This window comes from Pseudomonas sp. RA_105y_Pfl2_P56 (genome assembly GCF_963970845.1).
GTDB lineage: Bacteria > Pseudomonadota > Gammaproteobacteria > Pseudomonadales > Pseudomonadaceae > Aquipseudomonas > Aquipseudomonas baetica_A.
On the sequence record NZ_CAXAPL010000004.1, the window covers coordinates 166,910 to 180,736 of the forward strand.

Annotated in this window: 15 protein-coding genes; 9 read left to right on the forward strand and 6 right to left on the reverse strand. The window is 60.7% G+C overall.

Annotated elements, in window-relative coordinates:
* Positions 1–14: 14 nt before the first annotated feature.
* Positions 15–890 carry an alpha/beta hydrolase gene (locus AACY11_RS04755; RefSeq protein ID WP_339464616.1) on the forward strand — a complete coding sequence of 292 codons (876 nt, stop codon included), beginning with the start codon at positions 15–17 and terminating at the stop codon, positions 888–890.
* Here the strand turns inward: AACY11_RS04755 and AACY11_RS04760 are convergent.
* Positions 884–2,233, reverse strand: coding sequence for an MATE family efflux transporter (locus tag AACY11_RS04760; protein WP_339493989.1), 1,350 nt, complete (start codon positions 2,231–2,233; stop codon positions 884–886). The two genes, AACY11_RS04755 and AACY11_RS04760, sit on opposite strands and share 7 nt — an antisense overlap.
* A gap of 100 nt (positions 2,234–2,333) precedes the next feature.
* Positions 2,334–2,627, reverse strand: coding sequence for a hypothetical protein (locus AACY11_RS04765; protein ID WP_339431857.1), 294 nt, complete (start codon positions 2,625–2,627; stop codon positions 2,334–2,336).
* Between the two features lie 148 nt (positions 2,628–2,775).
* On the opposite strand from AACY11_RS04765, the gene AACY11_RS04770 reads away from it, so the two are divergent.
* From AACY11_RS04770 to AACY11_RS04790, 5 genes are all read left to right on the forward strand, one after another.
* The gene (locus tag AACY11_RS04770) at positions 2,776–3,078 is read left to right on the forward strand and encodes a MazG-like family protein (RefSeq protein ID WP_221732792.1); all 303 of its coding nucleotides are present in this window, start codon (positions 2,776–2,778) and stop codon (positions 3,076–3,078) included.
* Positions 3,078–3,827, forward strand: coding sequence for a methyltransferase (locus AACY11_RS04775; RefSeq protein WP_339431858.1), 750 nt, complete (start codon positions 3,078–3,080; stop codon positions 3,825–3,827). Before AACY11_RS04770 ends, AACY11_RS04775 begins: the two co-directional genes overlap by 1 nt.
* A 12-nt stretch (positions 3,828–3,839) precedes the next feature.
* Positions 3,840–4,451, forward strand: a complete 612-nt coding sequence (locus tag AACY11_RS04780) for a DUF4136 domain-containing protein (RefSeq protein ID WP_339431859.1) — start codon at positions 3,840–3,842, stop codon at positions 4,449–4,451.
* Positions 4,452–4,505: 54 nt separating this feature from the next.
* Complete coding sequence (locus AACY11_RS04785) at positions 4,506–5,063, forward strand: DUF4136 domain-containing protein (RefSeq protein WP_339431860.1); 558 nt, start codon at positions 4,506–4,508, stop codon at positions 5,061–5,063.
* A gap of 141 nt (positions 5,064–5,204) precedes the next feature.
* Positions 5,205–7,202 (forward strand): pilus assembly protein TadG-related protein, encoded by a 1,998-nt coding sequence (locus tag AACY11_RS04790; RefSeq protein ID WP_339493990.1) that lies wholly within the window; start codon positions 5,205–5,207, stop codon positions 7,200–7,202.
* Here the strand turns inward: AACY11_RS04790 and AACY11_RS04795 are convergent.
* Positions 7,187–9,934, reverse strand: a complete 2,748-nt coding sequence (locus tag AACY11_RS04795; protein ID WP_339493991.1) for a PAS domain-containing sensor histidine kinase — start codon at positions 9,932–9,934, stop codon at positions 7,187–7,189. The genes AACY11_RS04790 and AACY11_RS04795 overlap by 16 nt on opposite strands.
* Positions 9,931–10,371: a TadE/TadG family type IV pilus assembly protein gene (locus AACY11_RS04800; protein WP_339431863.1), complete on the reverse strand. Its 441-nt coding sequence runs from the start codon at positions 10,369–10,371 to the stop codon at positions 9,931–9,933. Before AACY11_RS04800 ends, AACY11_RS04795 begins: the two co-directional genes overlap by 4 nt.
* Before the next feature lie 75 nt (positions 10,372–10,446).
* On the opposite strand from AACY11_RS04800, the gene AACY11_RS04805 reads away from it, so the two are divergent.
* Together AACY11_RS04805 and AACY11_RS04810 are read left to right on the forward strand one after the other, a co-directional pair.
* Complete coding sequence (locus tag AACY11_RS04805; RefSeq protein WP_339431864.1) at positions 10,447–10,917, forward strand: A24 family peptidase; 471 nt, start codon at positions 10,447–10,449, stop codon at positions 10,915–10,917.
* Between the two features lie 125 nt (positions 10,918–11,042).
* The gene (locus AACY11_RS04810) at positions 11,043–11,819 is read left to right on the forward strand and encodes a response regulator transcription factor (protein ID WP_339431865.1); all 777 of its coding nucleotides are present in this window, start codon (positions 11,043–11,045) and stop codon (positions 11,817–11,819) included.
* A 37-nt stretch (positions 11,820–11,856) separates the two neighbouring features.
* Here AACY11_RS04810 and AACY11_RS04815 read toward each other — a convergent pair whose 3' ends face one another.
* Positions 11,857–12,264 (reverse strand): response regulator, encoded by a 408-nt coding sequence (locus AACY11_RS04815; RefSeq protein ID WP_339431866.1) that lies wholly within the window; start codon positions 12,262–12,264, stop codon positions 11,857–11,859.
* Between the two features lie 59 nt (positions 12,265–12,323).
* Positions 12,324–12,527 carry a Flp family type IVb pilin gene (locus AACY11_RS04820; RefSeq protein ID WP_339493993.1) on the reverse strand — a complete coding sequence of 68 codons (204 nt, stop codon included), beginning with the start codon at positions 12,525–12,527 and terminating at the stop codon, positions 12,324–12,326.
* 339 nt (positions 12,528–12,866) lie between these two features.
* On the opposite strand from AACY11_RS04820, the gene cpaB reads away from it, so the two are divergent.
* Positions 12,867–13,814 (forward strand): Flp pilus assembly protein CpaB, encoded by a 948-nt coding sequence (gene cpaB, locus AACY11_RS04825; RefSeq protein WP_339493994.1) that lies wholly within the window; start codon positions 12,867–12,869, stop codon positions 13,812–13,814.
* The last annotated feature ends 13 nt before the right edge of the window (positions 13,815–13,827 follow it).

Here is a 13,827-nt window from a genome sequence, read left to right on the forward strand (position 1 = left end):
GAGGTTCTGCGCGTATGGCAGGTTTTTTCCGGCAAGGGTTCGGCGCAATGCTGGGGGGCGTGTTGCTGTTGGCACTGAGCGGTTGTTCACCGGTCAAACTGCTCAATGCGCTGACCCCGGACACCACGTTCGACAAAACCAGGGGCATTGCTTATGGCGACGATCCCCGGCAGAAGCTCGATGTGTATGTGCCGCATCATGCGTTGCCGGATGCGCCGGTGGTGGTGTTTTTCTACGGTGGCAGTTGGAACAGTGGCGAGCGTGAAGACTACACGTTTGTCGGTGAGGCGCTGGCATCGCGGGGGATAGTCGCGGTGGTGGCGGATTATCGCTTGTATCCGCAGGTGCGTTACCCGCAGTTCTTGCAGGATGGCGCCCGGGCGGTTGCCTGGACCAAAACGCACATCCGCGAGTTTTCCGGCAATCCGCAGCGCTTGTATCTGATGGGCCACAGCTCCGGTGGCTACAACGCGGCGATGCTGGCGCTGGACAAGGACTGGCTCGCGGCTGTGGGCATGTCGCCCGGTGACATCAGCGGCTGGATCGGTCTGGCCGGGCCTTATGATTTTCTGCCGATCAAGAATCCAGACGTGCGCCCGGTGTTTTTCTGGCCGGACTCACCGCCGCAATCGCAGCCTATCAATCACGTCAGTCGCCACGCTCCACCGGCTCTGCTGATCGCCGCGAACAAAGATGATCTGGTCAACCCGACACGCAACACCGGCGGCCTTGCGCGCAAACTGCGCGAGGTCGGGGTGCCGGTGCAGGATTTGTATTACTCGCGGCCCAATCACATAACACTGGTGGCGACGCTGTCACGGCCACTGCGTCGACTGGCGCCGGTGCTTGATCAAGTGGTCGGGTTCATCGAACACACGCCGACTCAGTGAGTCGCGCCGCTGAACCAACCGTCGTTGCGCTTGAGCCAGAGGGCTTGCGCGCCGAGGGTGAGACTGCGCAGCACCATGAACAACAGAAACGTTATCCACAGACCGTGATTGCCCAAACCTTGCAGCGCCCACGCGAACGGCACCAGCAGTAGCACTGTCAGCAGCATGCCGTTGCGCATTTCGCGCGCACGGGTGGCACCGATGAACAGACCGTCGAGCAGGTAACTCCAGACCGCAATCAACGGCAGCACGGCGAGGTAGGGCAGATAAATGAACGCCGTGTCGCGCACGCTCTGGATGTTGGTCTGCATTTCGATAAACACATGCCCCGCCAGCAAAAACAGCGTGGCGAATCCGAGGCTGGCGATCAGCGACCAACCGCCGGCCACCACCAGAGAACGGCGCAACGCGAGGCGATCACGGGCACCGATGGCGTGTCCACACAACGCCTCGACCGCGTGGGCCAGACCGTCCAGCGCGTGAGCAGTCAGCAGCAGGCCGTTGAGCAGCAATGCGTTGGCCGCGACAGTGGCATCGCCGAGACGAGCGCCTTGCACGGTGATCATGAAAAACACTGATTGCAGCGCCAGGCTGCGGATGAAAATGTCGCGATTGACCGCCAGTAGCGGGCGCCAGCTCTGCCACACCTTGAGGGCGGCCCAGACAATATGCCCCGGATAGGCGCGCAATGCTTTGCGGGTCAGCATTAGCCCCAGAAGGGCACCGCTCCATTCGGCGATCACGGAAGCCCGAGCCGAGCCGACCACGCCCCAGTCCAGCCCCATGACGAACCACAGGTTTAGCACGATGTTGATCAGGTTGGTGGTCAGCAGTATCGCCAGCGGCGCCCGGGCGTTCTGCGTGCCGAGGAACCAGCCGACCAGCGCGTAACTGGCCAGCGCGGCGGGCAAGCCGAACAACCGGGTGTGGAAAAAGTCGCGGGTCAGTTGATCAAGTTCCGCCGACGGTTGCATGAAGTGCAACGCCACGCCGCTTAACGGTACGCCCAAAGTGCCGAGCACCAGCGACAGTCCCAGCGCCAGCAGCAGACCTTGCAACAGAATTTGCCGCAACGCCGCGCCATCACTGCGCCCGGCCGCTTGCGCGGCGAAGCCTGTGGTGCCCATGCGCAGAAAACCCATGGCCCAGGCGAGAAAGGTATACAGGCTGGCCCCGACCGCCACCGCGCCCAATTGATGGGCGTGAGGCAGGTGGCCGATGACAGTGCTGTCGACCAGCGCCACCAGTGGTACGGAAATATTGGAAAGGATCATCGGCGCAGCAAGCGCCCAGACCTTGCGGTGAGTCGGGCGGTCACGCCAGTCGGTAATCAGGTTGGACATGCGGGCTCCTTGGGGGAGCGGGGATTGTAGCGATTGATGCGGGTTGCAAGGCGATCAATTGTGGGGGCGAGCCTGCTCGCTCCCACAGGGTTTTGCGGTGTCAGTGGATGATCCAGCTCAGCAGCCATAACCCCAGCAGCAACCAGATGATCCCGGCAATGATCGATGCATTCATGAATGCGCGGATCGCGGACCACAGCAGCATCAAGCCGACGATCAGCGCGATGATGCTGATGATCGACGTATCCATGCCCAAGGTCCTGGCCAAACCGTCGACAAAGTTGCCGCCGGCATTGCTCAACAGGTTGAACAGCCCGCTGAGGCCATCAACGATAAAGCGGATGACCGAGCCGAGTGCCTGGCCGAGCCATTCGAAAAAGCTTTCTACCTGCATGTGTGCATCCTGATGAAAGAGCTGAGCCTTGGGCCACAACGTGGGTGGCCGAGTTCCCTGCAACTATAGAGGGTTTGCCTCAATCCTGTGACAGCCCCTTGCCTTCAACCGGCATCCCCCCGAAGCTATACGCCTTCAGGAGAGCCCGATGAACCTTGTTGAACTGACCGAACGCCTGCACGCCATTCGCGACCGCAATGACTGGCGGCAATTTCACAGCCCGAAAAACCTCGCCATGGCCGCCAGCGTCGAGATGTCCGAACTGGTGGAAATCTTCCAGTGGCTGAGCGAAGACCAGTCGCGTCAGTTGCCGGCGGACAAACTGGCCCACGCCGGGCAGGAAGTCGGCGATATCGTCCTGTATCTGTTACTGCTGTGCAGCGAGTTGGGGTTGGACATGAATGACGTGGTGCGCAGCAAGCTCGCCGACAGCGAACGGCGGTTCAGCTGATGAGCGACCGGCATTTCGATCAGTTGGCGACCCGTTTCGCCGAAAAAATCTACGGCGGTGCCAAAGGCGCGATTCGCCTCGCAGTGTTGCAGGCGGACCTTGCCGAAGCGCTGCCGGATCGACCGTTGCGCGTATTGGACATCGGTGGCGGGTTGGGCCACATGTCGCTGTGGCTGGCCGAGCGCGGGCATGATGTGACCTTTACCGAGCCGGCCGAGCCGATGCTTGAAGGTGCGCGCCAGCGGTTTGCCGATGCCGGGCAAACCGCGACGTTCATTCAGGCGCCGTGGCAGGAACTGCTCGGGCAACTCACCGAACCCTACGATCTGGTGATCTGCCACGCGGTGCTGGAATGGCTGGCCGAACCCCACGCGATCCTGCCGGTGTTGCATCAACTGACCACGCCCGGCGGCTGGCTGTCCCTGGCGTTCTACAACCGTGATGCGCTGATCTACCGCAACCTGCTCAAAGGCCATTTCAAGAAGATGCGCAAGAACGTCATGGCCGGCGAAAAACAAAGCCTGACCCCGCAGATGCCCCTCGACCCACGGGAACTGGCGACGCAACTCGCAGGCCTGTGGCAGGTCGAAACCCAAAGCGGGGTGAGGGTGTTCCACGATTACATGCCGGTCGAATTCCAGGCCCGCGCCGAACTCGTGGATTTGCTCGAGATGGAACTCGCTCACCGTCGTCACCCAAGCTTCGCCGGGCTTGGGCGTTACTTGCACTGGATCTGCCGGCCGATCTGATCGGAGCCTGAAATGAACGCTCAATGCGGGTTATTGCTGATGTGTCTGGGGTTGGCCGCCTGCCAGGGCAACAACCCCTATGTGGCGCAGTCGCTACCCTTGCCGCCCGCGCCGCCGCAAGCGGCCAACACCTTTGATCGCAGCGCCTACCCGGCGCCACCACGCGATTACGGGCGTTATCGCAGTTGGGCGTGGCTCAACGGACAATTGCCACCCGGCACCGCGTGGGCCGATTCGGCGCAAGTGGCTGAAGCGGTCAGCAATGGGCTGGACCAGCGCGGCTTGCGCCCGTTGCATGACAACCGCCCGGCCGACCTGTTGGTCAGCGCCCGTCTGAGCCTGCAAACCCGCCTGCGCCAGGTGCAGGACAACAGCGGTTACTACGGTGGATACGGCGGCTATGACCGTTATGGTCGCGGTTACGGGATGTACAACACGGTGCCCATCGTGCGCACTTATCAAGAGCAGGTAGTGGTGGTGCAGGTCGACTTGTTCGATGCCGGCACCGGTCAACCGGTCTGGAGTGCCAGCGCCGAAACGGCGGACAAGGGCAGCCAGATCGATCGCACCGATGCCATTCGCGAGGCTGTGGAAAAAGCCTTGTCGGCGTATCCTCCGAGTTAGCGCTCAGCAATGGGGGCGCTGTCGCAGGTTCATGTCTTCAACCGGAGAAATTCCATGTTCCGCCGTCTCGTTTTACTGGCCATGGCCGCGCTGCTCAGCGCCTGCGCCGCCAACCCGGTCAATCATGATTTCGATGCCAGCCGCGACTTTGCCGCGTATCGCAGTTGGAGCTGGAAAGAGCCCGCCCTGCAATACCGCCCCGATGACCCTCGGATCAGGAGCGACCTGACCGAACAACGCATTCGCCAAGCGGTCGCCGATCAACTCGATCAGCGCGGCTTGCGCCCGGCCGCGGCCGGCGCCAAGGGTGATTTGAGTGTGCAGACTTACCTGATCGTCGAGGATCGTCAGCAGCAAGTGACGACCAACTATGGCGGCGGTTGGGGTGGGCCGTGGAATGGTTACTGGGGCGCGCCGATGTACAACGAAACGCGCAACATCACCTACAAGGTCGCGACCCTCCAGATCGACCTGCTCGATGGCAAGGACGGCAAACTGGTGTGGCGCGGCAGCGATGAGCGCATGCTCAGCAGCACCCCCAACCCGGCGGATCGCAGCGCTGCGGTTCGAGAAACGGTCGGCCGGATTCTGGCGAACTATCCACCGCGCTAACCCATCCTCAGGTTGACGCCATCCCACAGGGTTCGTCGTCAGGTGACGTGGCGTTCTGCCAGCCGTCTCGCTCAGCCCCGTCTACACTCAACTCCATCAATGGAGGTAGCGCTCGGCAGTGCGCCGGCAAAGGAGTGCGGCATGTCGCCTCGTTCGCAGTTCAATGGTCCGGCCCGGCAGCGGGGGGCAATCGGTTTGATGGCGGCGCTGACCCTGGGGTTGGCGCTGGTGTTGATGCTGGTGGTGGTCGACAGCGGTCGGCTGTACATGGAACAGCGCAAGCTGCAGCGAGTCGTCGACACCGCGGCGCTTGAGGCCGTGAGTCGCGGTGGTAGTTGTCAGTCCGGTCTGACCGCTGCCAGTTACGCCGGGCAAAGCGCCGTGCGCAATGGCTTCGCCGTCAATGCCAGTAACACTCTGGCGACGACCTGCGGCACTCTGCTTACCGGGCCAACCGGTCTGCGTACCTTCACCGTCAGTGCAACCCAGGCGACCGCCATCAAAGTCGCCGCCAGTCACACCGTAGCCACCAGTTTTGCCAATGCTGTGTATGCGTTGTTCAGTGGGGCGTCGGTCAGCCTCAACACCGTACTTCGTGCTTCTGCCGTTGCTGCCCAGCCACAGCCACCGGTTGCCCAATTGAGCATCCGCAGTACGCTGGGCAGTATCAACACAGCGCGATCGAATATTCTGAACCCAGTGTTTTCGGGGTTGCTCGGAGGCAACGTCAACCTGACGTTACTCGGCTGGGACGGGTTGCTCCACACGGACATCAATCTGCTCAAATACCTGGACCAACTGGCGATCAACCTTAATGTGGCCGCCGGCGATTACACCCAGCTACTCAACACCCAAGCCTCGGTGACCCAGCTGATTCAGGCCGCTGCGACCGTAGTTCAGGCCAATGGTGCGACTGCCGAAGTGATTACCGCTCTAGGCAACCTGCAAGCGGCGGCGCTCAGTGCCGCCCCCGTCAAACTGGGAGACATTTTACAACTGCAGACCGGCACCACATCGGCCGGGCTGGATGCCGACGTGCAGTTGCTGCAGCTGATTCAGGGCGTCGTGCAACTGGCGAACAGCAAAAGCGCGGTGGCTGCGACATTGCCAATCAGCGTGCTTGGGCTGGCGAATGTCACGGTGCGGGTCAAAGTGATCGAGCCGCCGCAGTTTTCCGCCATCGGCAATCCGGCGTTGGCCAAGATCAACCCCACCGGGCCTGACCGGATTTATGTTCGCACTGCGCAGATCCGCACGATGCTGTCAGTGAATCTGCCGGTGCTGACTGGTGTGAGCGGGCTGAGCAACGCAGTGCTGGGGCTGGTCGGTACTTTGACCCCGACTCTCAATTCACTGCTGAGTCTGAACCTGGTCGCTACGCTCAACTCGGCCGCTTGCCTGCTGGGTGCCGGTTGTCAGCAACTGGATCCGAAATTGTTGCCGTCGCCCCAAATCGATATCAGCCTGGATGCCGGTGGCGCCACCAGCTACGTCACTGACTACACATGCCCAACCGGCACCAGCGGCACCAAGAGCCTGACGGCTCATACCACCACGTCTATTGCTGATCTCAAGGTCGGCAAAATCGATCCGACCAATGCCTTTTCATCGGCCGCCGAACCCACGGTTACGCCTTTGCCGTTGATCGACCTCGGCATTGTGACCTGCCACAAGATTCTGGGGATCGGCAGTTGTGATGCCAGCACCCATGTTCAGTATGGCGCCGGCGGCATCGCGATCATGGCCAGCACCAGCGTGGCGGGCAGTACTCAAGATCTGCTTTATTCCAGCACTACACCTTTCCCAATACCGGCCAACCTTAAACTGCCGCCGAGCACGTTGTCCGCCACGCCCTCCAGCAATGTTGTCGGTAGCCTGGCGAGCACTCTGGCCGGTATTAATCTGATTGTTTATAAGCCGCAAGGCGGTAACCCGTTTGGTGCCATCGTTACTGGCGTTGCCAGTTCGATAAGTGATGTCGCCAGCATTCTCCAACCGCTGATCACCAACCTGTTGAGCCCGCTGCTCGATCCGTTGCTCAACAACTTGCTAAATAGTCTTGGCATCAACCTGATGGCTGTCGATGTCGGCGCCAATATGACCTGTGGCCAGACCGGCAAGGCCTATCTGGTGATCTGATCGTCCTCGGCCATCGGCAGTTCGATACAAAACCGCGCGCCCTCGTCACCATTGCGCACGCTCAGGCGTCCGCCCATGTTGTCGACGATGCCGTAGCTGACCGACAACCCCAGGCCGGTGCCGACGCCGACCGGTTTGGTGGTGAAAAACGGTTCGAAAATCCGTTCAATCAAGCGCGGGTCAATACCGCCACCGTTGTCCTCGACCCACAGCCGCACCACATGCTCATCGCACTCGGCATAGACCGCGATCCATGGCTGGAAGTCGCGGTCAGCCTCGCGTTTGCCGAGCAAGGCGTCGCGGGCGTTGACCATCAGATTGATCAGCACCTGCTCAAGTTGATCGACGTAACCGCGCACCTGGACTTCAAAACCGGCCTCTTTGATACGCAACTCGACGCCTTTACCGCGCAAGCCCTCGGACAATAGCGACAACGTGCCTTCAATGGCGTCGAGAGGGTTGAACGGATGCTGTTCGATTTCCGAGCGGCGCCCGAACACGCGCATGTGATCCACCACCCGCGCTGCCCTTTGAACCTGGGCGTCGATGCGATTGAGCTTGTCGGTCAGGTAGTCGATCTGCGCGTCGCCATTGTTCAAGCGCTTGAGCACATTGACGATGGCCATGCGCATCACATTCAGCGGCTGGTTGATCTCGTGGGCCAGGCCGGTGGCCATTTCGCCGAGGGTGGCCATTTTCGCGCTCTGGGTCAGTTGTTGTTGCGAGCGGCGCACCTCGGTGTTGTCGCGACCCACGGCTTGTACCTCGATCAGTTGCCCGTGTTCATCGAATACCCCGCGATCCGACCAGACCCACCACGCGTGTTCGCGGCCGGGCAGGCGCAGATTGATCTCGGCGGTGCTCACTGGCAGTTGCGGGGTCAGTTGTGCCAGGCGCTGGACGAACGCCTGGCGCTGTTCGTCCGACATCCAGTTGCCCAGATTTACCCCGGGCAACTGCTCCGCTGTGCATTCCAGATAAGTCGCCAAGGGCCGGTTGCCGAAGGTCAGGGTCAAGTCCGGGCGATAGCGGCAAATCATCGCTGGGGAATCTTCCACCAGCATCCGGTAGCGCTCTTCGCTGGTCTTGATTTGCTCGGCGGCGAGGGTCGCTTCGGTGACGTCCAGCCATAAACCCACGGCCTCGACCGGCAGGCCCAAGTCGTCGCGCAGCAGTTTGGCTTCGTCGAGCAGCCAGTGTGCGTTGCCTTGGCGGTCGAGCATCCGATATCGCGTGCTCACCGAGCCTTCGCGCAGCAACTGCCGCGTGCGTTCGAAATAGCGAGGACGGTCTTCGGGGTGTATGTGTTCCACCAGTCGGCCATCGTCACAGTCGGTCAGCGTCCAGCCCAGCAAGGGTTGCAGGCTGGCGCTGAAGAAGGTTGGTTGCAGCGCCCCCTCGACGTAGCGTTGCACGTAGATCACGGCGGGGGCGCTGGCGATCAGATTGTCCAGGCGTGCATGGGCGGCGGCGGCCTGTTGCTGTTGATTCTTGATGTCGCTGATGTCGAGCATGAAACCCACCAGCCTTCGCTCGGCGCCGATGCCCAAAGAGCGACCTTGCAGGCGATACCACAGCGGCTGCGGTTGATCGCTGCGTTGCAGGCGCACGCATACTTCCAGCGGAGCGCCCTCATCCCGCAAGGCTTGCAGGCGACTGCGCAGCTCATCGCGGTCGGCAGGATGCACAGGGGCGAACCATTCCTGAATCGGCAACCGTTCAAGCGTCACACCCAGGCTGGCAGCCAGTGCCGGGGCCAACTGTATTTCGCTGCCGTCGTGGGTCATCTCCCACCAACCCGTACCGAGCAATGCTTGCAGAATCTCCAGGCGCTCCAGTTGCTGGTGATGGTGATGCTCGCGCAGGCGCTCCAGCAGAGGGGCGGCGACGGCAGCGGCCAACAGCAGCCAGTCGTGATCGTTCAGGTCCGGCGCCTGTTGCTTCGCGTTGTAGCCTGCGCAAAGCAACCACGCCGCCACACCTTGGGCATCGCGGTAAGGCACGGCGAAGCTTTCGTCGAGACCGAACAGCGCACTCAGGCGTGGTTGTTCGCTGGCCAGCAAGCGTTGTGGTAACGCACCGTTGAGGCTGTCGAGCCCGGTCCCCAATCGTTGCTGGTCATGCCACATCTGCGGTGCATCTGGCGCGGCGTAGTGCTGATGAATCTGCCAACCCAGGCCTTGCTCATCGAGCAGGGCCACTGCCAGACATGGAATGTGCAACTGCTGGCTCAAGCGTTGCAGTTGTTCGCCAAGCACATCGGGCAGGCGCGCAAGGCTGCACAAACGCAACTGATCGCGCATCTGCGTGGCCAGCCACTGGCATTGCTCACGATTGCGCGCCTGAAGCCGCTCACCCAGCAAGTCACCGATGTCCAGCAACTGCAAAAGCCAGCCATCGCCCTGGGCCTGCACCCAGCCGCGCAAGTGCAGCGGTGCACCGTTCTGGCTGAAAAAATCGAGGTCGAGCAATTGTCCTTGCCAGTCGGCGGGGCGACCTTCTATCGCCAGGCTGCTGTAGGGCAACACATACTCCAGCAGATGCGCGGGCTGGGGGCCGGACATCCGCTGCGCCAGCACATGGCGCAAGGGGCCGCTCAAATGATTGACGTGGCCTTCGCCGTCCAGATACAGCTGCAGGCCGACACTCGGCACCACAGGGCTGTCCAGAGGCTGTGGCGTCTCGGGTTGTCGATTGAGCAGGCGAGCGAACAGCTTGTCACCGGAACTCAAAATTGCAGGCTCGAAGACGCGCTCAATGTCACTGGCAGACGCGGCACCGAACCGATGCCGGGCAGCACCAGAAACGGCAGCGCCTGATTGAGCTTGGCGGTGGGGTAGTTGACCGTCACCGTCAGCACGCCGCCGACATAGGTGATGTTGCTGTCGGTGGCCGCATCGAAATTCAATGCGCCGGGCAGCCAAGCCAATTGGCGGGTCAGCTCGGTACGGGCCGTGGTGATGACGGTGGTTGAGTAATCGGCAGAGGCCGGATCCAGCGCCACGCTACGGCGCACGGCCTCGGCAGTGGACTCATTGAACGACTGCATCAGCAACAGCGGCAGGCTGTAGCTGACCAAGCCATAAAACACGGCGAAGAACACGATGAACACCAAGGCGAATTCGATGGCGACAGCGCCTTTTTGCTTGCGGGGGAGGCTGGATTTCATGAGTGCGTCTACCCTGACATTCACTGCTTAATATCAGCATAGAATCATTCAGCCAAAAGGGACGTTTTTTACCGCATGCACAGCTTTGTCCTACTGATCTGGCTGACACTTTGCGCGGCGCAGGATGCCCGACAACGGCATATCGGTAACGGCCTGACTTTGGGTGTTGGAGGGTTGGCCACCGTTTATCTACTGACGACCGGCAACACTTGGCTCGGCGCCGAACCGGTTCAAGGAGCCTGGGCGGTGCTGCTGGCCCTGGCGTTCACCCTTCCCGGTTATGCGCTGAAACGTTTTGGCGCAGGCGATGTGAAACTAATGACAGCCTTTGGCGTTGCGACGGACGGTGCTCACTTGCTCGGCGTGTTTATCGGCGCAGCGCTTGCCAGTGCACTCTGGGTCCTGTTGGCGCCAAGGCTCTGGTTGCATATGAGTCAAAGGCTTAGAGAACGTCTTCGATATATGAGGCCTGAAGCGTCAAAAAAGCTGCCATTTGCACCGTTCGTGCTGGCAGGGTCAATTCTCACCTTGTTGTGGCTCCATTAGTCGCGCCTTGCCACTACTGCTATGTACATAGTCGGAAAGTGGGTCTACTTTCAAATCAGTGTTTGTACGGCAGCGTACTGTAAGTACAGGAACGGTCAGCCTTTGGCCCGAGCATGGAGTGGCATGTGAACGAGCTTACATCTGTTGTAAAGGTGCTGGTGGTCGACGATCAACCGCTGATTGTCGAGGAACTCTGCGAATTCATCGAGAGCAGTGGCTACCGATGTGTGCCTTGCGAGTCGAGCAAGCAGGCCATTGAACAATTCACCGAGGACACCGCCATTGGCCTGGTGCTGTGCGACCTGCACATGCCGGACATGGACGGCATTGAACTGGTGCAGGAACTGCAGCGGTTGTCGGGTAAACATCGGGTCTTCGAGGCCATCATGCTGACCGGGCGCGCCGACAAGCAGGACGTGATCAAGGCCTTGCGTGCCGGCATTGCCGATTACTACCAAAAGCCCATTGACCTGGACGAACTGCTCGAAGGTTTGCAGCGTCAGGAAGCGGCATTGCGGGAACGGCAGAAAACCCTGCAGCTGGGCCACCTCAATCAAAAGCTGCAATACCTGTCCGAGTCGATCGACGATCTTTACCAGGACCTCGACAAAGTACGCCGCGGGCCTTCGACGGTGAGTGAAGAGGCGTCGGGTGATGGCGAGGGGGTGGAGATACCGGAAATCTTCAATCAGTTGTCGCCCCGCCAGATCGATGTCGCACGGTTGGTCGGCAAGGGCCAGACCAACTATCAGATTGCCTGTGAACTGGGGATTACCGAGAACACGGTCAAGCTCTATGTCTCGCAGGTCTTGCGCCTGACACACATGCACAATCGCACCCAATTGGCGCTGGCGTTGTCGCCGAGCAATTCGGGTATGCGTCATCGGGTGACTGCGCATTGATCCCCTCTGACCCCGGTGTTATGCGGGGTCAGCTACCTCAAACGATGTGGGCTTTGGACTTGGGAAACAGGTTGTCCAGGGTTTCCAGCAACCGTACGTGATAGATCGGTTTACGGAACAGGTCCAGCACCTGCAGGCGCAGCATATCGCTGACATCCTCCATGTCCGCATGCCCGGACGTGACGATCACCGGCAGATGCTGGCGTGAGGTGTGTTCACGTAGCCGCTTGATCAGCGACATGCCACTTTCTTCGGGCATGCGCAGATCAGTGATCACCAGGGCGATATCCGGGTGGCGGGTCAGATGGTGCAGGGCCAGCTTCACCGACGTGGCGGTATGACAGGTGAAGCCTTCACCCTCCAGCAACTCTGCCAGCTCCAGCAGTGCGTCTTCTTCATCGTCGACGAGGAGCAACTGCTGGCGCGGGGAGTATGGAGAGTTCATGGGCAACACCTGCAATGGACTGAGTGCTGACGGTAGAACCCAATGGGCGCGTTTACAAGTTATCCGCCCAGCGCGGTCTGGATAGAGGTCAGAATCGCCGTGACTTGAGTCCCTATGCCCGTCCCGAATGCGGCAATCACCAGCGCCACCAGGCCGACGACCAGCGCGTACTCGATGGCGGACGCGCCTTCAGTGTCTTTGCCCAAGCCTTTGTAGAGGGCGAGATGAGATTTGATTTTTTGAGCAACCTTGGAATACGACATAAGCATTCTCCTTGGGGCACACCAGGTGTTGCGCGTTCGCAACATGATTTCCCTGTGCCACCCTCAGCATTGTTGGCAATTGCCACCCCTTCAACTGTAAGAACGGATTAACACCTAAGTAGTAGGGCGCCGTTTAACGGCAGAAAACCACATTTGGCGCCTTAGACCTCTACTTTTGCTGGATATTTCCCACTTCGTAATGGCGTTTTGTTCTGCCTGCGCTACGGTTAAATAGCGAAATAGTTACTTGTTCATAGCTGCCTGATTGCGAAGTTATCTCGTTGGAATTCACGGGACATTGCATGAGAGACAAAGCGATGCGGGAAAGGGAGAGCCGTCATGAACAGTCGCGTCACTCTGGGTCTGGCCGGGTTGTTACTGGCGGGGGCCATCATTGCCGGATATTGGGGGCTTACCTTGAGCCGGGCACCGGTCGCTGAACCGGTCGCTACCCCCGCCACTGAGCCTGTGGTGCCGTCAGCCGTCAAAACCGAACCTGTGGAAGACCCGATGCGTCAGCCCGTCGTCGTACTGCTGCGAGACATCCCGCCGTTCGTGAACATCACCGCCGCCGACGTAGCCGTGGAAAAACTGCGCACTGCGCCTGCCGGCAGCCTGGGCAATGTCAATCAAGTCATCGGCCGTGCGCCTTGGCGGCACTTGAGCGCCGGCAGTTGGCTGAGTGACGAAAGCTTCGAATCCGGCAGCTCACTGGCCCGCATGATCCGCCCCGGCGAACGGGCGGTGGCGGTGGCGGTGGACGAAGTCATCAACGCCGGCGGGCAATTGGCCCCCGGCGATTACGTCGACGTGCTGCTGTTTCTGCGCAAGGACGAAAACAATCCACAGCCCTCGGCACAACAAGTGGTGTCGGCGGTGCGTGTGCTCGGCGTCGGCAACCAGTTGGGCCTGACCAACGACGGCCAGCCTGCAGATCCCGCACGCAGTGATGAGGAGCGACTCAAACAGGAACAACAGCGCCTGGCCGCCCGCAGCGTGCTGCTGGCCGTGCCAGAGACGCTGGCCAGCCGCTTGATGCTGGCGTCCAGCGCTGGTGTCTTGCGCCTGGCCGTGCGCAGCGCCGATGAGCAGCAACTGGCGAAATACTGGGCGGGCGAAAACAATGTCGCTACCCAGCTCGACACGCCTCGCCGCGAACTGATCGAGTTCAGTCAACTGTCCCAGGCCCCGCCGCCCAAACCCATGGCCGTGGCCGGCCAGCCCGGCCCACGCAAACCCACCGTTGAAGTCATCCGCGGTGCTGAAACCGCCCAAACCACACCCTGAATCGAGCAAGGAC